Origin of the sequence: Glaciecola siphonariae (assembly GCF_042652645.1) — a bacterium.
Taxonomy (GTDB): domain Bacteria; phylum Pseudomonadota; class Gammaproteobacteria; order Enterobacterales; family Alteromonadaceae; genus Glaciecola; species Glaciecola siphonariae.
In genome coordinates this window covers 1,582,262-1,605,228 of the sequence record NZ_JBHSGU010000002.1, presented here as the reverse complement: position 1 = coordinate 1,605,228, position 22,967 = coordinate 1,582,262, and the positions used below count along the sequence as shown (strand labels likewise).

The 22,967-nt window shown below is 45.7% G+C and carries 17 protein-coding genes; 7 read left to right on the top strand and 10 right to left on the bottom strand.

Features of this window, described 5'->3' with window-relative positions; genetic code table 11:
* Window positions 1-53 precede the first annotated feature (53 nt).
* On the top strand, window positions 54-1,811 hold the full coding sequence (locus tag ACFO4O_RS08445) for a monovalent cation:proton antiporter-2 (CPA2) family protein (protein ID WP_382407378.1): 1,758 nt from the start codon (window positions 54-56) through the stop codon (window positions 1,809-1,811).
* A gap of 43 nt (window positions 1,812-1,854) precedes the next feature.
* On the opposite strand, the gene ACFO4O_RS08440 is transcribed toward ACFO4O_RS08445, so the two are convergent.
* The 9 genes from ACFO4O_RS08440 to ACFO4O_RS08400 form a co-directional block, all read right to left on the bottom strand.
* Window positions 1,855-3,126, bottom strand: coding sequence for a hypothetical protein (locus ACFO4O_RS08440; protein ID WP_382407376.1), 1,272 nt, complete (start codon window positions 3,124-3,126; stop codon window positions 1,855-1,857).
* 1 nt (window position 3,127) lies between these two features.
* The gene (locus tag ACFO4O_RS08435) at window positions 3,128-5,581 is read right to left on the bottom strand and encodes a CehA/McbA family metallohydrolase (protein ID WP_382407374.1); all 2,454 of its coding nucleotides are present in this window, start codon (window positions 5,579-5,581) and stop codon (window positions 3,128-3,130) included.
* A gap of 71 nt (window positions 5,582-5,652) precedes the next feature.
* Complete coding sequence (locus ACFO4O_RS08430; protein WP_382407372.1) at window positions 5,653-7,302, bottom strand: serine hydrolase; 1,650 nt, start codon at window positions 7,300-7,302, stop codon at window positions 5,653-5,655.
* Between the two features lie 218 nt (window positions 7,303-7,520).
* On the bottom strand, window positions 7,521-8,387 hold the full coding sequence (locus ACFO4O_RS08425) for a bile acid:sodium symporter family protein (RefSeq protein WP_382407371.1): 867 nt from the start codon (window positions 8,385-8,387) through the stop codon (window positions 7,521-7,523).
* A 2-nt stretch (window positions 8,388-8,389) separates the two neighbouring features.
* Window positions 8,390-9,136, bottom strand: coding sequence for an SDR family oxidoreductase (locus ACFO4O_RS08420; protein ID WP_382407369.1), 747 nt, complete (start codon window positions 9,134-9,136; stop codon window positions 8,390-8,392).
* A gap of 41 nt (window positions 9,137-9,177) precedes the next feature.
* A complete protein-coding gene (locus ACFO4O_RS08415; protein WP_382407368.1) occupies window positions 9,178-10,242 on the bottom strand; it encodes a phosphotransferase family protein in 1,065 nt (354 codons plus the stop codon).
* A gap of 3 nt (window positions 10,243-10,245) precedes the next feature.
* Window positions 10,246-11,466, bottom strand: coding sequence for an acyl-CoA dehydrogenase family protein (locus tag ACFO4O_RS08410; protein ID WP_382407366.1), 1,221 nt, complete (start codon window positions 11,464-11,466; stop codon window positions 10,246-10,248).
* Between the two features lie 279 nt (window positions 11,467-11,745).
* Window positions 11,746-12,336, bottom strand: a complete 591-nt coding sequence (locus tag ACFO4O_RS08405) for a thymidine kinase (RefSeq protein WP_382407364.1) — start codon at window positions 12,334-12,336, stop codon at window positions 11,746-11,748.
* A gap of 105 nt (window positions 12,337-12,441) precedes the next feature.
* Window positions 12,442-14,685 (bottom strand): acyl-CoA dehydrogenase, encoded by a 2,244-nt coding sequence (locus ACFO4O_RS08400; RefSeq protein WP_382407362.1) that lies wholly within the window; start codon window positions 14,683-14,685, stop codon window positions 12,442-12,444.
* A gap of 414 nt (window positions 14,686-15,099) precedes the next feature.
* Between ACFO4O_RS08400 and ACFO4O_RS08395 the strand changes: the two genes are divergently transcribed.
* The 6 genes from ACFO4O_RS08395 to ACFO4O_RS08370 all read left to right on the top strand — a co-directional run bounded on the left by ACFO4O_RS08395 (window position 15,100) and on the right by ACFO4O_RS08370 (window position 19,746).
* Complete coding sequence (locus ACFO4O_RS08395) at window positions 15,100-15,897, top strand: outer membrane lipoprotein-sorting protein (protein ID WP_382407360.1); 798 nt, start codon at window positions 15,100-15,102, stop codon at window positions 15,895-15,897.
* 32 nt (window positions 15,898-15,929) lie between these two features.
* The gene (locus tag ACFO4O_RS08390; protein ID WP_382407358.1) at window positions 15,930-17,111 is read left to right on the top strand and encodes a hypothetical protein; all 1,182 of its coding nucleotides are present in this window, start codon (window positions 15,930-15,932) and stop codon (window positions 17,109-17,111) included.
* A gap of 186 nt (window positions 17,112-17,297) precedes the next feature.
* A complete protein-coding gene (locus tag ACFO4O_RS08385; protein WP_382407356.1) occupies window positions 17,298-17,840 on the top strand; it encodes an outer membrane beta-barrel protein in 543 nt (180 codons plus the stop codon).
* Window positions 17,841-17,884: 44 nt separating this feature from the next.
* Window positions 17,885-18,142 (top strand): DUF3081 domain-containing protein, encoded by a 258-nt coding sequence (locus tag ACFO4O_RS08380; RefSeq protein WP_382407354.1) that lies wholly within the window; start codon window positions 17,885-17,887, stop codon window positions 18,140-18,142.
* 63 nt (window positions 18,143-18,205) lie between these two features.
* Complete coding sequence (gene lpxL, locus ACFO4O_RS08375; protein WP_382407352.1) at window positions 18,206-19,138, top strand: LpxL/LpxP family Kdo(2)-lipid IV(A) lauroyl/palmitoleoyl acyltransferase; 933 nt, start codon at window positions 18,206-18,208, stop codon at window positions 19,136-19,138.
* A 2-nt stretch (window positions 19,139-19,140) separates the two neighbouring features.
* The gene (locus tag ACFO4O_RS08370) at window positions 19,141-19,746 is read left to right on the top strand and encodes a TcpQ domain-containing protein (RefSeq protein ID WP_382407350.1); all 606 of its coding nucleotides are present in this window, start codon (window positions 19,141-19,143) and stop codon (window positions 19,744-19,746) included.
* Window positions 19,747-19,840: 94 nt separating this feature from the next.
* Here the strand turns inward: ACFO4O_RS08370 and glnE are convergent, their stop codons facing one another.
* Entirely contained in the window at window positions 19,841-22,777 is a 2,937-nt protein-coding gene (gene glnE / locus ACFO4O_RS08365) for a bifunctional [glutamate--ammonia ligase]-adenylyl-L-tyrosine phosphorylase/[glutamate--ammonia-ligase] adenylyltransferase (RefSeq protein ID WP_382407348.1), read from the bottom strand.
* Window positions 22,778-22,967 lie beyond the last annotated feature (190 nt).

The window sequence follows — 22,967 nt, the reverse complement described above, 5'->3', positions numbered from 1 at the left end:
GGCCTTGGTAAAGCACGCTACACTTATGACTGATTTTGCACATAAGGATAGTTATGAGTTTGCTCGGGTCGGTTGCCATATTTTTAGGCGCTACATTAATTGCAGTGCCGCTTTTCAAAAAACTTAAACTCGGCAGTATTCTAGGGTATTTGATAGCGGGCATTATCATTGGTCCATCTGCTCTAAACTTCATTGACGACCCTTACACCATTTTACATTTTGCTGAACTTGGCGTTGTTTTGCTGCTGTTTGTGATTGGACTCGAACTTGAGCCAAAAACACTTTGGCGTATGCGCAATCAGATAATGTTTAGCGGCGGTTCACAGCTCCTCATTAGCGCCTTCATTATTGGTGCGCTCTGTTATTTTGTGTTTGCGCTGACGCTCTCTATGAGTATCACCATTGGATTAGCGCTTGCACTGTCTTCCACCGCGTTTGCTATTCAGTTAATGAACGAGCAGCGAATACTAAAAACGCCACCCGGTCAGCAGGGCTTTTCAATCTTGTTAATGCAAGACGTGGCCGTTATTCCGATTTTATTGCTGGTGGCTTCGTTTGCTCCGGTGAATGGCGATGCCGGTCCGCCATGGTATATATCGGTGCTTGTTGTGGTATCAGTGTTAGTTATTGGACGATTTTTAATAAATCCATTTTTACGCGTTGTGGCGCGATACGGTAGCTCGGAGGTGATGACCGCCGCCGCCTTGTTTATTGTGTTAGTTACCGCTCTGGCCATGTCGTCGTCAGGCCTGTCGATGGGCATGGGTGCATTCATCGCCGGTATTTTGTTATCTGAAAGCAGCTTCAAGCATCAACTAGAAACTGAAATAGAGCCGTTTAAGGGCTTGTTATTGGGCTTATTCTTTATTGCCATAGGCATGAACTTAGATTTAAGCCTATTGATTGCCCAGCCCATGTTTATTATTGGGATGAGTATGCTGTTGGTATTTGTAAAAGCGCTGATTATTTATGCCATTTTACGGCTGAATAAGCAGTCGAATACCGACTCAACGCGCATTGCGCTAATGCTATCACAGGGCGGCGAATTTGCTTTTGTGGTTATGACGCTGGCAGTTGGCAATGCTGTTCTCGAGGCCCAAGTAGCAGGGCAGGTTAACTTAATTGTTGGGCTGTCGATGGCGCTGACGTCTCCGGTAGTCATTATTTACTCATTATTTTTTAACACTAAAAACTGTCCCGCGGTATACGACAATCAGCGTGATTCCGACGAGCCGCAGGTGATTATTGCTGGCTTTGGGCGATTTGGGCAAATCACCGCGCGGGTGCTTGCGGCTAATGGCATTGCATTTACCGCAATGGACAAAGATGCCGAGCACATTGAATTTGTTAAACGCTTTGGCAATCGTGTTTTTTATGGGGACGCTACTCGCCTCGATTTACTTAAAAAGTCGGGCATTCAAGAAGCGCGCGTTGTATTAATTGCAATTAACGACCCTGCAGAAATCACAAAGCTTGCGCTGTTGATAAAAGAAGAGTTTCCCGCGATTAAGATTATCGCGCGAGCACGTGACCGCATGCATGCCACCGAGCTGGCAAAGCTAGGCATTGACAGTTTTGTACGTGAAATGTTCGACGCGGGTCTGACGGCCTGCAGAGAGGTCTTGCATGCATATGGATATACGCAAGGTCAGTCTGAAAATATGGTCGATATTTTTGCCAAGCACGACCGCAAAATGCTTGATAAGGTCATAGCAGAAAACCTTGAGTTCGAGGGGCTAGTTAAAACCGCAGAACAGGGAAGGCAAGAGCTGGAGCAGATATTTAAGGCGGACCGGGAAGACGTCCGCTAGAACTCGTTGCGGGCCGCTGCCTCTCATCTAGCGTTGAGCTAATTTATTGCGTATAGCTCGCCTTAATAATAACCGGTCTGTGGCGCGAGCGGTTTCTTGCGTCTCGACCTACTATATACATATTGCCCTCATCGTCTGTGGTGATTGAGCCATAAAGCAAATAGTCTTTTTTAGGAATAGTATCGACGGGGTAGTTCACGGTAACTTGGGTGCTAAGCTCGCGTATATACCAAAAGTAACCATCGGTTTCTTGATTTCTGCCTAGGCCAACAAGTAAGGATTCACCGTCGGGAGAAAATAGACTTGCGATATAGCTATTTTCGTATTGTCCTTCAAATTTCCCTAAATATTTGAGCTCATGCCCCCCGGTCGCTGTTTCCACTATATGATACAAACCACCGCTTGCCGCGATAAAATAAGCATCGCCGTTTTTCATATTGGTATAGGCAACTATCCCATGGCTACCAAAGTTGCCCTTATTTAGATAGTCGTTCATGGGATGTAAATCGCTTATCGCCATCGATGGACTTATCTCTACTAATACGGTGCTGCTCTCGCCATTGGCGAGTTGTTCAACGCGGGGGACAAATACATGACCCTTGCGGTTAACCAAAAAATTACGTGATATGTGTCCGGGTACTGAGCCAATCGAAAGCTTTGTACTGCGCTGGGTGATGGTATCGTACTGATACAATACGTGATCCCAATATCCTAATGCGTACACATAACGCCCGTGCACGTTTACTGCGATGAGTGCCTCATCGCTTGCAAGCAAATGCTCCCAGTTTTCATCATCTGGAAGCTTTCGCCATAAATTACCGCCATAAATAGGATTTCGCGTGCTGGTCTCACCGGTTTCATCAAAACTAGAGAAGTATAAATAACCATCTTCTGCCATAAAAAACTTACTGTGCAGTTTATTTTGGCTCATCCCATCAACATATAGCCGTGCGCGTTTGAGTTGAGTCAGCGTGTCAGACTGTGCAGTGCTGATGCCTGTTGCTGGGTCGTATTGCGCTAAAAAAGCAGTATCGTGTATGCCCTTATATGTTGATAGACCAAAATATATTCTGCCGTCGTTGTCCCTTCCGGTTGCGCCCCACACGGCAGCCGCGGGAACACCGATGTCGAGCTCGATTTCTGTAAAGACTGGGGGCTTAAAATGCGCATCTTTTATGTCGATATATTTTGCATCTATCACAGTGCTGCCGGTATCTACAGGTACAGCTTCTAGAGGCGCTTTATCAGAGCAAGCGACTATTGAACATACGACCAGTAAACTACTCAGCATTTTTACGCTCTTGGATATCTGCATACTATTTCTCCGTAAAAAATATGGGGTTTGTCATAAACTGATAGTGATGCTCGCCAGCCTGAATGCTTCGACCCTGCAAACGCACTGCTTTAAGGTCCTTAGCAACATTAAAGGGCAATTGCAGGCTATATGTATGGTTATCACGGGTAGCGTTTGGCAAAAGTGAGACACTAGATATGGCGCTGCTTTGCACAATGATAAGATTTAAATCATCGAGGCTTGTTGCAAAGCCTTGCCAATCTGCTTTGTTAAGCTCTATTTCAATCGACAAAGTGAGCGCTTGGTCTTGCTTAATCGACATATGTTCACCGGGAACAAACTTTCTTTCTATGCCTTTGATGTTGGATGAAATTGAGAATGATACCGATTTTACAAAGTTGCCGTGTTGGGCCCAGGCCTTACCTGCGCGAAGAGCGGCTAAAACGTCTGAAGGCGAAATACTGTTGCTGTAAACGTGCGTGCTTGAGAATTGGCAGGGCCAATAGTCCATGTTGGTATTATGGAAGTCAGACGCGGCCCTTGCGCCGAATACTCGATAGCCTGCCTGCAGCAGTTGGTCCCACACGCCGCCTATTTTGCTAGTAGCTGGGTCCCACCCGTGTTCCGTGCGCAGTGTTTCATTATATGAGCCATTGTCTTGTGCTCGCTTTGCTTGATGGCCAGGTGCCCCCGACATGCCAATAAATAGGTCAGACATACTAAGCCATTGAGATAAGTCGTAAAAGTTCTCATCGATACTGGCATCTTTTCGGCTGGGATGATTGTAAATGAGCACGGGTTTTTGCGCAGCTTGTGCAGAATATTCATTAAGAGCAGCCATAGCTGGGGCTATGTTTAAATGCCGAGTGCTGCGTTGTTTATAGTGGTCAAAATCACGCCTAAACTCAGCCAATGCGCGCAAATCAGATGGCCTCTGGTCAAACAGCACGGTTGCATGTTCTCTGCCATTAAACGGGGGGATATTCCACTCAAAGCCGGCCATGACGGTCATATAAGGGAATCGAGCATTAGCTCTTTGTATATCGGCAAAGTACTGATCAGACAAAACACCGCTTAAATTCTTATCTCCGTGATCGGTGATTGCGATAACATCACAGCCAAACGAGGATGCCTGCTCTGCGATTTCGTCAACTGAATTGGCACCGTCTGAGTAGGTAGTGTGTATGTGAGTATCTACTTTAAGCCACTTTCCTTGGTCGATTGCGCTTACCTTACTGAGTGCTGGTGGGGTGAATAGCGGTCTATTGTTGTGGATGGGGTTGTGGATAGGAAGGCTACTGATGCGCGTATCAATCGTGCTCTCCATGTTTTGATAAGTCGGGGAATTCATCTCGCCAAAGACGCGCGCAAACGATGCTTCACTAAATCCTTCCGGTAAATCGTGCGTAAATGGAAAAAACACGATTTCGGATTTGGCATTAGCCAACAGCGATTGTGCCTTCACCGCGTCGTCGTAGGAGGTAGTTAAGCGCTTTGAAAAAGCGATGCCGGCTTTGTCAGCGGCCAAGTCAACGAAGCTAAAGCCTGAGCCGCCACTGCCGCTATCGAGGACTTCTTTGAGCTCACCGATATTAAAAGACAGGCTTTCGTTGCCCACTTGTTCGAGTATGGCCGAATACAAAAAATGCAGTGCTAAGTCTTCTCTGCCTCTAATCTGGACGCCAAGTGAGGTTTCAGGGTCATCTACGTTTGCCAGTCGGGCGAAACGAGCACTGCCGTAGCGAATAGCAAGCGCCCAGATCAAGGCGGCATTCTCCTCTTGCGGACTGTTATCTAAACTTCTCACCGAGGCTAATTGCGCAAGTTCGGTCATGGGTAAGAGCAATGACTGCCCGCGATAGTCTGTTGAATACAAACGCTCAAGATAAATATCAATAAGCTCAGGCGGCGGCAGGTCATTACTTAACGCTACTTTTGCGACCCCAGATGCCTGTCGTAATGACTGATTGACTCGTTCCCGCAAATCAGCACTTTTATTAGCGAAGAGCACCAGTTCTCTGTTTTCATAGCGAAGACCCGCTAGCATATTGTCAACGGTGTTGCTTACCTCTTTATCAAAGAGTAACCATACGCCTGCTTTCATCAGCGCATTAACTACGAATGCCGGAATCACTAAATCACCTAAGCGGCAACTGCTAAGTTCGCTTTGGGTATTGTTTAGCGTTATATCGCATCTAGCATTTACATACAGTGACGTGATTTTTAAATTTATGCGGCTGCTGGCCCCCACTTGCACAAAGCTAGGGCTGTAGGCGAGCGCTACATTCGTATTATCAAACAAATGAGAGCCTGCGGCGCTTATGGCAAGTACGTCGTCTTCATCAAAACGCAGTTCAATAAAAGAGCGTGGCGCGGCTAATCCATTGGCAAGGGCTTTTGCGTTGTCTCTTGCTGTTTTTGCTACCTCCCCGGTAATAGGTGGTTTATCTGCCACAAGCGCAGATGCATCTATCATCAAAAAAATACTCAAGACAGATATGGCGCTGAACCAAAAAATCTTTTTTGTGAACAGCGGTTTGACTTTCATTATTGTTCAGCCACTTTCTTAAAGTGCATGTCTCGCCACTCATGGTTTAGCTGAACGTGAGCGCCAAAGGGATGCAGCTTGAAGCCCGTAATGTTCCGATTAAGATCAAGCTCTGCGTGCAAAAACGCATCACTTGCCGCATTTTGATTATCCCAAACAATTTTAAAGCTTGTGTCTTGGAAATTTTCTATCGTTCCTGTCAGAGTCGTCATTCTTGAGGATGCAATTCGTACTTCTCCACTCTCTTCGAATATCGTGAAATCTTCAAACCAAGCATCTCGATAGGTGCCAAGGAGCTGTTGCATATTGATGCTCATACCGGCAGTAGGTGTTGGTGTTTGCGCGCGAGCGAGATATCGCTGCTCTTGCTCTTTTTGATACTCCACATAAGCGTGCACCCAGTCATGTTCAGGCTCATTCATCAGCATTTTTACAATGCTTTGCATCACCGAGCCTCTTGCGCCGTAGTTTGAGCCATTGTTGAGTACCACAGCCCCTGCATTCAGCTCAGGTATCAAAACAACAAATGCTTGATATCCCGAGAGCGTGCCGGTATGCGAAACAACTTTAAAGCGACCTTCGTTAGACAGTCGCCAGCCGAGGCCATAGCTTTTAAAGTGCGTGTGGTTCCATTCATGCTCAATATCCGAAACGCCAAGAATTGTGTGGGGCTGCCACATTTTGTCTAGTTGTTCGCTTGAGAGAATCGAACTATTAGGCCTGAGTAATGCGCTAATCCATTTTGCCATGCCGTTTGCATTACACACCATACCGCCTGCGGCAGCAGACATTTGGGCCTCGCCGGTGATTGCATTGCGCGGAATTGGATAAATACCTTTTGCATCGCTGTGGCCGTAGCTCATTGCACTTATGGCAACCGCGTCAGGCGGCATTGCGCCAGTGAAACAAGGCATGTCCAAGGCCTTGAAAATTCGCTCATCAACAAAATCTTCAAAGCTTTGGCCAGATAGTTTTGCCACTAGTTCTCCGGCGGTAATATACATAACGTTGCTATAGGCATAGCGGCGAGAAAACTCATATTCTGGCGTAAGGTAACGCAAGTTTTTTATGACCTCTTGGCGCGTAAATCCGCTCGGCTCTGGCCAAATCATGCTGTCGCCCGCTCCGCTTAATAATCCGCTTTTATGGGTGAGAAGGTCTTCGACCGTAAAATGCAAAGTTGCATAGTCATCTTGCATGCGAAAATGCGGAATATGATCAATGACTAAATCGTCCCAAGCCAGCTTACCCTCATCTACTAAGATAGATACCGCGGCTGCGGTAAACGCTTTACTTGTAGACGCTAGCCTGAAATAAGTTTCAGGGCTTACGGCTTGCCTGCGTGCGATATTTGCCAGACCAAATCCTTTGGCATATATCGTGTGCTCGCCATGCACAACTGCCACGCTCATGCCGGGCGTATAAAACTGCTCCAGTGCATGTTCAATAGCAAAATCCAGTCTGCTTTCATCAAAACCAGGCAATGAGGATGTGGCGGCGACCGCACTGTTATTCACAGAATTTGGGCTGATAGAGCTGACGCTGACCGAATTGAGGCTAACAGCAGATGCTGATACACCAACGAGTGACACAGCGGTGCACAGCGCGATTACGCTTGTGATGGCAGAACGTAGTAGGGGCATGCGCATGGAATTGAACAATCCTTATGTTGGCGAGTATTCAAGTGTGCTTAAAAAGCGATGAAAATTCAATCTTTAAACCGACATGAAGAACGTATATGAGGAAGAGTCTGAACGATAGCGAATGAACCTTGGCTTATGAACCGCGGCATATGAACCATTGCATATGAACTATCGCAAATGCTCATAGCAAGTGGTCTATAGCAAACATAGGCAAGCTTATAGTGTTACTCAGGTGCTGTAAGAACTGAGCGTCTGGCCATTACTAACAAAAATGCGCCAAGATACATAGTCACGCCATAAACACCGGCGGCAATAGCAAATGCTGGCTCCTGAATAAAAGTGACGGCAATTAAAATGGCGAGAGTGGCATTTTGCGTGCCGATTTCTATGCCAAGCGTCACGCCGTCTCTTGCCGACACCTTGCTCAAATGCGCTAAGACTAATCCGAGTGCGGTAGCGCCAATATTGAGACTCATTGCTAATAAAAATACATCAGGAAAGGCAACTAGCAGCATATCGCGCTCTTGATAGCTGATGATGGCAATTAATAGCAACATGAAAACGGTAGATAACTTACGAAAAAACGGCTCAGCTCGACGTGCACTTTTGCTGTACTTGGCGCGAATAGCCATGCCGATTATCACCGGAATAATAGAAATTACCAGTAAACCCAGTGACGTGCTTAGCAGTGAAAAATCAACGCTGCGCTGCTGTTCAAAAAAGCCTATAGAGTACTTTATGAGTAGTGGCGTGGTAATGACGCAAATTATAGTAGTGATGGCGGTTAAGGTCACTGAGAGAGCTAAATTAGCCTTGGCAACGTGACTAATTAAATTTGAGGTGGTGCCTCCGGGACAGGCTGCAATAATCATCAAGCCAATCGCAATTTCACTGGGTGCCTGAAATAGCAGGGCAAGACAAAGCGCAAATGCCGGCAGTATGAGCAGTTGACCGACTAGGCCAACAATCACAGCCCGTGGCATTTTGACCAAGCGAGAAAAATCACTCAGGTTAAGACCTAAGCCCATACCCAGCATAACAAGCGCAAGCACGCCCGGTAAAATAAATTGCGTAAACACGGTCTCTTGCATGCTTAGCTCATTTTTTTCAGGCTACTGAGAGGAGCGATGCGCAACAAAAATTGCAAAAACGCCCAAGGCCATGTTGGTACGTAGCTATTCGCGCCTTCTTTTTCTATCGCTTTGACCATCGCTTTACAGCCAGTCTCGGTATCAACCATAAAAGGGACGTTTTTCACCTTTTCGTTTATTTCGCTTTGAATAAAGCCTGGATGTAAGGTTGTTACTTTAATTGGCGTGTTCAGTAAATCGAGTCTTAAGCCCTCGCTCAACGAGCTAAGAGCTGCTTTAGTGGCGGCGTATACGTTAAGTGCTCGCCTAAATCCGCGTACCGCACTGATTGACGATACTGTCACCAAGTGTCCGGAGTTTTGTGCCCGAAATATCTCTACAGCTGCTTCACATTGCGCTAAGGCAGAAACAAAATTAGTGACCGCCGTTTGCTTATTGGCTTGGAAGTAACCGGTGCCGATGGATGCGCCTTTTCCCATGCCCGCATTGACTATTACTCGGTCTATATGACCGAGCTCTTGTTTAAATGCTTGAAAGACGGTGAATACTGCATCATGGTCATTTACGTCAAGCGCTTCGATGATCACCGTAATTTTGGGATTGATCACTAACAGCTCCTCTTTTAAGGACGCCAACCGGTCGGTTCGCCGCGCGCAAAGTGCTAAATTACGTCCCATCTTCGCAAACTCAATTGCCATCCCGCGTCCAAGGCCTGAGCTCGCGCCGGTTATTACTATATTTTGTCTCACATTGTTCCCTCTGATTGCTTACCTTCTGCCCACCAAGAAGACTATCTGCGTTTTATTATTTTATTACAGCGGTATAGCAAATAATGGACAAATACCCACATGTTTTTATAGGCAGGATTGCGGGTTTGTTTATGATGATACCGATAGTAGATTTGCTGAACAATTGCCGCTAAGCGAAACAGACCATACACCTCATAAAAATCAAAGTCTTTAGGCTCCAGCGACTGTTTTTCGCAATAATAGTTAATGACCTCTTGGCGCGTCATCATTCCGGGGATATCGGTAGGCTGACGCTGGGTGCTTTTTGCGAGAAAGTCGTCGTCGGCCTGAACCCAATAGGCCAAGCTGTTACCTAAATCCATTAGGGGGTCGCCCAAGGTGGCCAGCTCCCAATCAAGCACGCCAATGATCTTAGTCGGGTCTTGTGCGCTCAGCACTAAGTTATCGAAGCGATAGTCATTATGGGTGATGCAAATGGTTTCTTTGGCCGGTAAATGCGCTTCCAACCAGCGCATTACTTTCTTAGCACTGGGTACATTCCACGTTTTCGCTTTTTGATATCGGCCAATCCAGCCGCTAATTTGACGCTGCGTATAGCCCTCTCCCTTGCCGATGTGAGCTAAATTGGCGCCCCTATAATCCACGTTATGAAGCTTGATGAGTTCATCAAGCGCAACTTTACAAAGCGTGTTGGCCTGTTCGCGTGAGATATTCATCCCTCGAGGGAAATGCTTGCGCGGAATGATACCGTCTAACTTTTCCATCACATAAAATTCAGCGCCAATCACCGATTCATCATCGGTATAGCCGAGCATCGACGGCACCTTATCGAATACAGGTTTTAACGCGTCTTGCAGTCGGTATTCCCGGCCCATATCGTGCGCACCCTTAGCTTTCGTGCCTTTGGGAGGGCGGCGTAATATCAGTGAGCGCTCCTCAAAACTCAGGCAGTAAGTCCAGTTAGACGCTCCGCCAGAGTATTGTGTCACGCTCATTTGGCCATGTAGGTCGCCAATGTGCTGGTCTAGCCATGCGCGAAGAGGCTCAACAGGAAGCTCCTCGCCCGGGCGCACCTGACTGGCAGTATCAATAAGAGATTGGCTCATAAGCTATTTATACTTTTTTAGTTCTAAACGAGAAACCATGGCCATATGCACTTCATCAGGGCCATCGGCCAGACGCAGCGCTCTAGCGCCCGCGGCTAATCTAGCAAGTGGGAAGTCATTACACATGCCGCCACCGCCGTGCATTTGTACAGCCATATCCACCACTTCTTGTAACATGTTTGGCACAACAACTTTGATTGCAGAAATATCTACCATCGCATTTTTAACGCCCAAGTTATCAATTTTCCATGCTGCCTGTAGGGTGAGTAATCGGGCTTGCTCTATTGCCATGCGAGCATGAGCGATGCGTTCTTTATTGCCGCCTAATTCAATGATGGGGCGTCCAAATGCGACTCTTGAATGTCCGCGCTTTATGGCAAGCTCAAGCGCTTTTTCAGCCATACCAATGGCGCGCATGCAGTGATGGATTCTGCCGGGACCTAAGCGCCCTTGCGCGATTGCGAAGCCCTTGCCCATGCCAACCAATAAGTTTTCCTTGGGCACGCGCACATTGTCTAAATGCATTTCACCATGACCAAAGGGAGCATCATAGTCGCCATATGCGGTGAGCATGCGCTTAACATGTAAACCGGGTGAGTCTAGCGGAACAAGTACCATGCTGTGCTGATTGTGCTTATCGTTTTCAGGATTAGACAGGCCCATGAATATCATGACTTTAGCATGAGGATGACCAAGGCCAGTGCTCCACCATTTTTTGCCATTGAGCACTAACTCATCGCCTTCTAGCGCGATAGTCGCTTCCATATTGGTCGCGTCAGATGAAGCCACGTCTGGCTCCGTCATGCCAAATACTGATCTGATCTCGCCATTTAACAGGGGAGTTAACCATTGCGCTTGCTGTTTCTCATTACCAAAATGATAAAGCACTTCCATGTTGCCAGTATCGGGGGCATTGCAGTTAAATATCTCAGGCGCAAACAATATGCGACCTGTTTGTTCAGCAAGTGGTGCGTATTCGCTGCAGCTTAAACCTTGACCTAGCTCGGCATCGGGCAAAAATAAATTCCACAGCCCGGCGTCTTTCGCTTTCTGCTTTAGTGGTTCCATGGCTGGATGCACCTGCCAATTTTGCCAGTTACCGTCTGGATTAAGCTCATGTAATTCGCTGTAAACTTTATCTTCAATTGGCTCTACATACTCAGCCATGAATGCTTTGATGCGAGCAAGATAATCTTGCGTTTTGGGATTGTACGAAAAGTCCATAGTAGGCGCTGCCTTTTATCTACAATTGTTAGATGATGACCCGATACTAATGTATGCCAAAAATAACAAAACTTTGTTTTATGATGTAGCAAGTATCACTTAAATTGATGCAAACCTAAGCTCAAAAAAAAGAATTGACGAACCTATCGATGGGTACGCCGCGGAATCATCGATGACTTCGACCCTTTTAAATGCGCTTGTATTGATACAATAAGGCTGAAAAAGCACTGGTATGCCAAATTCGACTACACTTGGGCACAGTTCACGAATCAATACGCCCTAAGTATCTCTATTAAAGCCTGTTTTTTCCGTAAAGTGTTTACGGCAAAGAGAGACGTAGCGTTCATTACCGCCAATTTCAATCTGCTCGCCGCTAGCGATGACGTCACCGGCCTCATTTAAGCGTGCGACAAAATTGGCTTTGCGACCGCAGTGGCATACGGTTTTGAGTTCTGAGAGCTTGTCTGCCCATGCGAGCAAATAGTGGCTGCCTTCAAAGGTTTGCGCTTGAAAGTCCGTTCTTAGGCCGTAGGCGAGCACCGGTATATCGAGCTCATCTACCACCCTTAGGCATTGCTGTACTTGCGCTTTTGACAAAAACTGCGCTTCGTCAATAAATATACAGCCTAGTGGGCTTTGCTCATGTAGCGAGGCAATTTCATTGTATAGGTGAGTATTTTCATTAAAAAGGTGTGCAGGTGATGACAGACCAATCCGCGATGCAATTTTGCCTTCGCCGAATCGGTTATCGAAGGCAACTGTAAACAAGGCGACCTGCATGCCACGCTCTTTGTAGTTGTAGGCAGACTGGAGCAAGGACGTAGACTTACCGGCGTTCATTGCCGAATAGTAAAAATAAAGCTGAGCCATAAACGGTATTGCACTCCTTTTTGGTATCCACCATAGCGTATTTCATAAAAAAGGGCACTTATTAAGTGCCCTTGATACAGGTTTATTACTTACAAAAGAAGCAAGCTATGCGGCGTCTGCCTCTTTGCGTTCATTTGTCGTAAGATCGTTTACATCAACCATGTCGAAAGTAAACTCATCAACTCGTACCGCTAGCTTACGCTTTTCGTTATAAGCCAACAAAGTGCTCGTTTCCGCTTCGTTTAATTCACCCGCCTCGTGCAGCTTGCCCACTGCGTGCTCAAACGAAATAAACGGAATTACCGGCGCACTGCGTAACAGCTTCTGTACCTTCGATAGCAAAGGCATGGCAGCATGCTTGGCCTTAAACGCTTGCTCATTTATATAGTTACCGTCACCGGGTATCGATACAACAAGGTGCGTCAACTGCGCTTTGATGCTTGAATCTTGCAACGAAGCATTCGATAACTCTCGCACTAGATCGTCGCTAATACCACTAACCGATGATGTGTAGGTGTTGGTCAGGAAACGCATGAGATAACGCGTTGGCATATTCGGGAAGTTGTTTACAAAGTCCACGATAGCTTTTTCGCCCTGCTGCAGTGACCATTCCATTGCGTATTTAAAGAATGGCAGCGCTTGCTGGCGGTCTTTAACACGTTGCTCGTAAAAACGTACTGCGGCCATGGCTGCATATACATAGCTAATCACGTCACCTAAACGCGCAGATAAAAGCTCCGCTTTTTTCAAATCACCGCCCAACACAAGCAGCGAGAAATCAGCCAAAGGTGCAAGCTTAGAAGACAAAGCGTTTAAGCGTTTTTCGTAAGCGCGAACCTCAGGTAAGCTCGACTCCGCATTGCGTAAGAATGGTAAGTAACTGTTTACCGTACTTCGTAGCGCGTTTTTCACGCTGAATTTAACGGTTTTACCCAGTACTTTGTTAAACTCGGCATCGGCGCTACTTTCATTGCTGTGTATTAAATCTACCATCTCTTTCAAATGCGGATGGCAGCGCATAGCACCTTGACCAAAAATCATTAGGTTGCGCGTTAAAATATTCGCTCCCTCTACGGTAATCGCGATGGGTAACGCGCTGTAACCGTTAGCAAGCGTATTCTGACGCCCGCGTTGTATTGCTTTGCCCGCCTGCACGTCCATCGCTGAATTCATAACATCGCGACCGAGTTCGGTCATATGGTATTTAGCGATAGCTGTCACCACCGAAGGCTTGATACCCTCACCGAGGCCTTCTGTAGTCAGCACTCGCATGGCTTCAAGTAAAAAGGTTTTGCCTGCAATGTCGGCTAGTTTGTCTTGTATACCTTCAAATCGGCCAATGGGCACGCCAAATTGTTCACGCACAAATGAATATTCAGCGGTAGATTTAAACGCAGACTGCGCCGTCGCTACGCCCATCGCAGGTAACGAAATACCGCGACCCGCACCCAAACAGCTCACTAGCATCTGCCAGCCTTTACCAATGTTTTTCTGTCCGCCAATAATGAAATCCATGGGAATGAAAACATCTTTTCCGCGTGTTGTGCCGTTATAAAAACGCACGCCCATAGGGTCGTGGCGATTACCTAATTCAACGCCCGGATGCGATTTTGGAAGCAAGGCACAGGTGATGCCTAGCTCTAAGGTGTCGCCAAGCAATTGGTCTGGATCAAATACCTTAAACGCAAGGCCAAGGACGGTAGCAATGGGTGCAAGCGTAATATAACGCTTATCCCACGATACGCTCAGGCCGACAACTTCTTTGCCTTCCCACGTGCCTTTTGTAACGATTGCTGCATCAGGGATAGAACCTGCGTCTGACCCTGCCTCTGGGCTGGTCAATGCAAAGCAGGGTACGTCTTGGCCTACCGCTAAACGCGGTAACCAGTAATTTTGTTGATCTTCGGTGCCGTAGTGCATAAGCAGTTCGCCGGGGCCTAAGCTATTTGGCACCATAACGGTAACAGCGATTGCGCCACTTTTGGCGGCAATTGTGGCAACAATGGTTGAGTTTGCATAGGGGCTGAACTCTAGGCCGCCAAATTTTTTCGGGATAATCATTGAGAAGAACTTCTCTTTACCCAAAAAGTCGAGCACGTTTTGTGGAATGTGCTTGCTATTTTGCAATTCGAAATCGTCTATCATTTCCATCAAGGTCTGAACAGGACCGTCTAAAAACGCTTGTTCGTCTGCACTTAAGCTCGCCTGAGGAAGCTGACGTAGGGCATGCATATCTGGCTTGCCCTGATAAATTGATGATTCAATCCAAACGTCGCCCGCGTCTAGTGCTTCCTGCTCGGTTACTGAAATAGGAGGTAATACTTTTTTAAGGCTTGTTCTAATGCTCATAATTAACTTATCCGCTCATCTGACCAGTTGGTTTTGAGTATGAAACCACAAAAGAATTGAAAGGTCAAAAATTTATCAATGATTAAAATTCGAACAGTGAAACTACGCTTTACATTTTGTTTTTGGGTATTGCGTCATATACTTATGTATGTCGTGTGAGATAGAAGACAGATAATCTCAATGCGAGCTTTTGCAACAGACCTGTCCGTATGTGTCGGGGGTTCACTTGAAATTAAGCGCAATATAAACAAGTAGCGCCTTTGTTTTCATTTTGATGATTAAGTGGCAATAATTTTGCATCAATATTGCGTTAAAGAGATTTAACACTGTATTCATGACCCATGAGGCCGCGCATAGATATTTTTTGTCAGCATTTGCCGTATTTTTGGGTGTTTTTCAATATAAGAGGTAATTATGTCATTAAACCGACGCTTGAACGTTCTTGTCGCCATCTTAGTCACCGCATCCTTTTTACATGCGCCCCTTTCGCTCGCTAGTCCAGAGAAAGGTCTTGCCATCGCTAAAGAAATGAAAGCACGCGATGAGGGCTGGGTAGATACAAACGCCGACATGCAAATGATATTACGCAGTCCGGATGGGCGCGAGTCGGTACGCGAGATTCGTATAAAAACACTCGAGGTTGAAGGTAATGGAGACAAGGCCTTAACGATTTTTGATGAGCCTCGAGATATCGCGGGTACTGCATTTTTGAGTTTCTCAAATATTGAAGGACCAGACGATCAGTGGATATTTCTCCCTGCGGTGAAGCGCGTAAAACGCATCGCTACACGCAATAAATCCGGCCCGTTTATGGGCAGTGAATTTGCATTTGAGGACATGACGTCATTTGAAATCGAAAAATTTGAATTTAATTATTTACGCGATGAAACATTTAAAGGGATGGACATGTTTGTGGTTGAACAGCGTCCCACCGACAAGTATTCTGGCTATTCAAAGCAAATAGTGTGGGTTGATAAAGAGCATTATCGCGCTTTTCAAATTGAATTTTACGACCGTAAAGATGCCTTGCTCAAAATACTCACCATGGACGAATATAAACAGTATGATGGAAAATATTGGCGCGCCGACCGTGCCGATATGGATAATTATCAAACCGGTAAAAGCACCACCTTGCTGATTGAGGATATACGGTTTAAAGAAGGTTTGGACGAAAAAGACTTTGATAAAAACGCTCTGCGTAGAGCAAAATAACAGGATTAATGCGGTTGATGAAAGGAACTACTATGCGAAATGTACTGGGTGTAAGCATACTCTTGTTAGCAAGCAGCTCAGTGTATGCTGAATTTTCTGGCGGTGTAAGCCTGCAGCAGCGCGTCTTTTTAGAAGACGCAGCCTATACAAACCAAACCAACTCACAGGTATCATTCGCAATAAATCCGAAGTATGAGACTTCAGTGGGCGACAGCGGATTTTTCACATTCAGTGCCTTTGCTCGCGCCGATCAGCGTGATGACGAGCGTACGCACTTTGACGTGAGAGAAGCGCTCTTTGCACAATATTTCGATAATTGGGAAATAAGAGCAGGGATTGGTAAAGTATTTTGGGGGCAAACAGAATCCTTGCACTTAGTTGACGTAATTAACCAGACCGACTTTGTTGAGTCAATCGACGGTGAAGATAAGCTCGGCCAGCCCATGATAGATATTCGTTACCTTCTAGATACTGGCACTATCTCGTTTTTTGTTCTGCCGTATTTTCGTGAACGCACTTTTCCGGGCCAAGAGGGACGTCTAAGAGGGGCCTTACCGATAGACGTTGACACTGCGCTTTATGAATCTGAAGACGAAGATACACATGTTGACTATGCGGTAAGGTGGCAGCAGACCTTGGGCAGTTTAGAGCTTGGTTTGGCTTATTTTGACGGGACTTCTAGGTTGCCACAAGTGGTGATAGGGGCTGACGATGAAGGCCAAGTAAGGTTGCTGCCAAAATATAACCTGCTGCAGCAGGCTAGCATTGATGCCTTGTATGTAACTGGCTCGTGGTTGTTCAAATTAGAAGCCTTACAGGGTAAAACTTTAGATGAAAATTTCAGCGCAGCGGTCGCTGGTTTTGAATATACGCTGGTAGATTTTGCACAAAGTGGTTACGACCTTGGCCTGCTCATGGAATATCAGTATGACGAGCGAGACGAAGACCCCCTTATTTTCGGTCAGAACGATCTAATGCTAGGAGCACGGCTGCAAATAAATGATTTTTCTGGTTCTGAGTTTCTCGCAGGCTTTGTACAAGATATCGACGAGTCGAGCAGCTATTCTGCCTTTGTAGAGGTCTCAACGCGTTTAAATCAGCAGTGGAGTCTGGAATTAAACGCTTATTTCTTTTCAAGCGATGACGTGTTTGACCCAACCTTTGCTATTCGAAGAGATGACCATGTGAGCTTGCAGCTTGAATATTTCTTTTAAGAATATGAGCAATTAGCACCGCATCTTTGGTAGACTACGTAATCAACAAAATGAGTGAATAAGCCAAATATAAAAAATTAGCGTAAACCATAAGCGAGCGGGGTTTGGCAAGTTGCCAACACACGCCGTTTATTTGTGCTTTATACACTGCTTAAAAACAATAAATCAGTAAAGTAGAGATATTACATGAAGCGTTATTTAGCGATTGCATTGTTATGTTCGATGAGCTTTTCAGCTTTGGCAGACCGCAACTTTTACGGCATTTTGTCTGCAGGATATGTGCAAAATGAAATAGAAGACTATGAACTAGACAAAGCCAGTTATAAATTGGGAATAGGCTACGAAATTACTCCGCAGTGGTATTTAGAAGCTGGATATCAGGGACTTGGCGAAGAAAGTGCAAGTGGCGACCCTGGTAGCGACAAAGCGGAATTTTCATCCCTCTATCTATCGGCGCTTGGCAAAGCCAGAGGTCAATATGGCGAGCTTTTTTATCGCCTCGGCGTGATGCGCGTTGATGCTGATATAGAGAGCGCCAGCGAACTATCATGCGGCTCTGAAGTCGTGGCTTGCACCATTGGCGATAGTTTGCTTGCGGGTGCGGTAGGCGTAGGCTTTGACATGTATGTTCATCACTCAATTATGCTTCGCTTTGAAGCTGAATACATAAAGGGCGAGCAAGATTACTCTGCAAACGCTGCATATATCGGCGTTCGATACAATTTCTAGGCAATATCGCTTCTCAGTTGCGTCAGGCCTAACAGGAGTACCAATTGAAAAATGAATTAGATACCAAACTATTGCTACGCGTGTTTGATAAAATCCGCCAGCATGGTGAGCATCAAAATGAAGCCTACACACTTGAAGGCATAAAAGCCTATACTGATTTCGACGGCTACACTTTATATGTAGAAGATGCACTGGTTAAACTGAGCTTTGGCTTTCACAACCAATATCATTTTGACTATGAATCAAATAGTCACCTCGAAGCATTTGAGAAAAAACTGCTCAATATAGACAAGGCATACTGACACTTGCAGAGGCGGCACTGGGTGGTACACTTAGGTACCTTGTATTTGCTAAAGCTTTGAGCCTTGTCTAAACATTCCATAGTTGCCCCATCCTTCGAATTGCGATTTTTATTGCCCAATTTTTGGCACATCTGGCTCGCAGCCAGCATACTTTATTTGCTGACTTGGCTGCCATTTTCTTTTATTCAAACGCTCGGCAAGGGCTTTGGCCGCTTGCTGAGCACAATTGTGCCTAAACGCGTAGCCATTGCTAGGCGAAACATAGAGTTGACCTTTCCTGATTGGACCGAACAACAGGTTGATACCGTGTATCGGGCCAACATTGAACGCACCGGTATGGCGCTATTTGAGACTGCGATGGGGTGGTGGTGGCCAGACTGGCGTATTAAAAAACATTTTCATGTGGAAGGTTTTGAACACGTTGAAGCGGTGCTTGCTCAAGGTAAAGGGGTGTTTGGTCTTGCCTTGCATAATGTTAACCTCGAGTTTGCCTGCAGAGCCATTGGGTTTTGGCACCCAAGCATTGCGTTTTATCGCAAGCATAACAATCCGCTCATGGATTATTTTCAATACCATGGACGCAACCGCTGCAACAAATACATGATTCATAAACGTAACGCACGAGCGTTGATTGAAGCACTAAACGATGGCGAGCTATGTTTATATTTGCCAGACCAAGATTATGGGCCCACGCAAAGTATCTTTGTCCCATTTGGCGGTGTGGAGCAGGTGGCTACAACGACCGCGACCTTAATGTTCGCTGAAAGAGCCGATTGTGTTGTTATCCCCTTAGTCTCGCAATACACCAAAACAGGCTACAAAATTAAATTTTATCCAGCAATCGATTATTTAGCCGATAAAGACAAAGAGCGTGCACTAACTCAGCTAAATAAAGATATTTTGGAATTGGTGAAAGACCAGCCAGAGAGCTACCTTTGGATGCACAAAAGATTTAAAACGCGCCCAGAGACGGCGCCGCAGTCACTATATGAGTAATTATGGGCTTTTGGGCAAAACGTATTCTAATCATTATCGTGGTAATTGTTGGCGCGATAGCCGCTATCCTGTATATGCCGCAGGAGCCCAAGCTTGACGCTGAGGGCAATGTGATTGAAAAAAAATCGATTCAGTCAAATATGGCAAAATTTTATGAAGAGTTTAGCCTCACCTCTAGTGACAAGATTGAAGAGGAATTAGGTGAATTTGTTATTCCGCTAGACCAATCAGACACGCCTTTAGAGCAGCAAATTGCAAAGCTTCAGCATTCCCCAAGCAGTTCAAATGATAATTTTGACTGGCAAGATAACTACAAAGCCCGCGCCTTCGCCAAAGACAGCACCTTGATGGACAACGCAATGATGTACGTATCTGAAGAGGGGATGGAGCTTATATGGCATCTTAATCAAGACTTTGTTGTACGCCATCGGTTTATTTCGCATAACACTATCGCAGGCATGCTAGGTGAGCTCGCTGGCGCTGTAGATGCAAACTTTGTCAGAACAGTGCAAGTATACTACTGTGATGTGCAGCGCGTGATGGTGATTACCGACAAAGAAGACGCGGTGCTCGAAGACAGGTGCATGCGTTTATCTCAAACCTACTGAACGCGGTTTTTAACCGGTATTCTTAACCATCATTTTGTAACATCAATCTGGACACTCACTCCGGACAATCAATCAAAACAATCACTCCGAACAATCACTCAGATAAAGCACGCGTCCCAAGCACCTCATCAAAGCAGTCGCTAACGTCGTTTTGTATTTCGCTGAGCTGTTCTGATGGCTCGGCTAAATCTCTTTCTGACAGCTGCAGGCGATGGGCGAGGTGGCGCATCCATAAATAATGTGACTGCAACATGGCGCATCGCGCTTCACTTATGATGTTGCTGTCTTTACACGCCTCTAAAATTCGCAAATTGTCTGACCATTCGGATAAACGTGGATGCATTTCACAATATCGTAATACCCAATATTGAACCAAAAACTCAATATCGACGATGCCGCCATTGCATTGCTTAATATCTATGGCGCTTGTGGTGCTCCTATTCAAATGCTGCCGCATTTTTTCTCTCATTTCCCTGACGTCTTCACGCAAGGTATCTTGCTGGCGATGCAGGCCGAGCGTATTTGCGCGCAGCTGTGCAAAGCGAGCGCCAAGAGTGTCATGCCCAAAAATCAAGCGTGCTCGCACTAACGCTTGATGCTCCCATGTCCATGCCCCGGTCATTTGGTATTCAGCAAAGCTATCAATATGGCTTATAAGCAGTCCTGAGTTACCAGACGGACGCAGCCGTAAATCAATGTCGTACAAAATGCCGTGGTAAGTTTTTGTAATGCAATAATGCGTAATTTTCTGCACAAGCTTAATATAAAACTCTTGGTGACTTATCGATTTACGTGCGCCAGATTCATCTGTGTGTCCGGATTTTGAAGCCTGATACAAACAAACAATGTCTAGGTCAGAGCCATAACTTAATTCAAGCCCGCCAAATTTGCCGTAAGCCACGATCCCAAATCCCTTATCGCTAGCAGATTGATTATCAGGCACGCCGTGTTTGAGCGTAATTTGCCGCCAGGCCTGTTCAACAACTTCCGCAATAATCACCTCTGCTAATACGGTAAGCTTATCGCTTACTTTATTGATAGCAAGAGTCGCGCTAATGTCAGAAGCCGCGATACGCAATTGATAGGCGTGCTTAAACTGGCGCAGAGCATCCATCACTTCTTCTATGTCATCAGGGTCTATTCGTAGCATAAACTGCTTCAGTTCTTGGGCGCAGGCGTCTTTATATTCACTCAGGCTCGAATCATCTGGTTTTAAGTAAACAGGATGCAGTAGTTCGTCGAGTAAAATGGGATGCAGTGTGATTTGTTGTATGACCCAAGGGCTTTTTTTGCTCAGGCTGAACAAGCGTTGTCTTACGGCCGGGTTTTCAAGCAGCAAATCGATGTAAGTGATGCGACCAATAATGGTGCTTAACAAGCCAAATATTCCGGTAACCTGATTGTGATTCAGTGTTTGCTTTTCGATTTCAAATTCATTTAATAAAAGCGGCATGAGCCGATTAATCGATTTCATGCCTCGTTCACTAACCGAGGCCGTTTGTAGCTTGTTTTTGAAATCACTTAATAATTTATACAAGATTTCGATGCTGGTATTTTGCAATAAGGGGGCGAGCAAGTTTTGCGTCTCATGTTCTGTAAGAGGCAAGTCCCATAGGTCGGAAAATACGTGTTGATCCGATGATTCAGCGTTTTCTATTTCGCTGGGCGGGGCATTTGCATCGTCTATCACATTACGAAAGTGTTTATGTATGAGGCTCATAACAGCGTCAATTTGTGCGATACATTGGTCAAATGATGCCTTGTTTAAAAGGAGTGTAAGGCGTTTTTGATCAACTTCGGCATTTGGTAACGTTTGGGTTTGCTCATCATTAAAAATCTGCAAATAATGCTCAACTGTTCGCAAAAACCGATAGGCTTCGGTGAGTTCATCCAAGGCTGTCTTATCAATAAACCCATGCTCAAAAAGCGCTTTTAAGCCATTTTGCGTACTCAACTGCTGGCAGTCTGGCTCTCGCCCAGCATGTATAAGCTGCAGCGCTTGGGTAAAAAATTCAATCTCGCGAATACCACCTCGACCCAGCTTAATATTGTTTTTTAGCTGCCGTCGGCGCACTTCTTTTTCAATCAACACCTTCATTTCTCTAATAGAGTCTAAGGTGGTGAAATCCATATATTTGCGGTAAACAAAAGGCTTAATGAGGCTGTAGAGCTCATCACTGTGTGGATTATGGTTGATAATGCGCATTTTTTGCATGGCGAATCTCTCCCATGCACGCCCTTGTTCTTGATAGTAGGTCTCAAATGCTGCAAAGGGTATGACCAATGGACCGGAGTCGCCCATTGGTCGCAGGCGCATATCTACTCTGTAACAGCGGCCATGATCCGTGATTTGGTCCAGCGCTTGGATAAGCTTCTGCGCCAAACGCGTAAAAAAAACTTGGTGCTCTATTGGCTTTTTGTCGCCTTGCGTGCAGCCGGTGTGAGGATAGGTAAAAATTAAATCAATATCAGACGAGAAGTTTAACTCACTCCCCCCAAGCTTGCCCATTGCAATAAGCTGTAATTGCTGGTCGTTCTCGGGCGAACCATGCTTTTGTGATAAGAAGTTATGCAACCATTGGTAGCTGCGTTCAATAATGCAATCAGCAAGCTCAGATACTCTGTGCATAGAGGTACGGATATCTTGCAAGTGCAAAATGTCTGCCGCTGCAATTTCAATCATATTGACGTGCCGGAAAATACGAATAGCGGTATGCATTTGTGCTTCATTAGAGCAGTCTTGCAGGGTGGACTGAAGCGAAGCAAGCAGAGAAGATTTGTGGCTTCCCATCGAGAGAGCATTGCTGTCTTGTGTATCAAAAATATCGTTAGTTTGGCGCTCATGGCTAATGAGCGTAACGATGGCTTTTAGTACTTGCTCCGGATAGCGTTCACAGCCTCGGCAAATAAAATCACTAAAGGGAAGAATTAGGTCAAGCACTTCATTTAGCTTTGTATTGTCAGCTTGTCCAAATAATGCGTTTGCGTTCAAAATCGCTTGTTTAGCGCTCAAGGCGGTGCTTGTCATCATATTGATTACCTTTAAAGCCTCATGGCTTTGCCTTGTTGAAATAGCCGTCATAATGTAGGCTCATTATAAGGGGAAAGCGCTTGGGGTAAACCAATGAATTTACAAAGGATAGTATTAATCCAGCCCCTCTTAATGCAGTGATTTTCGACGCAGTGCCTTTGAGTATTGCTTTTGAGCGTTGCTTTTGACG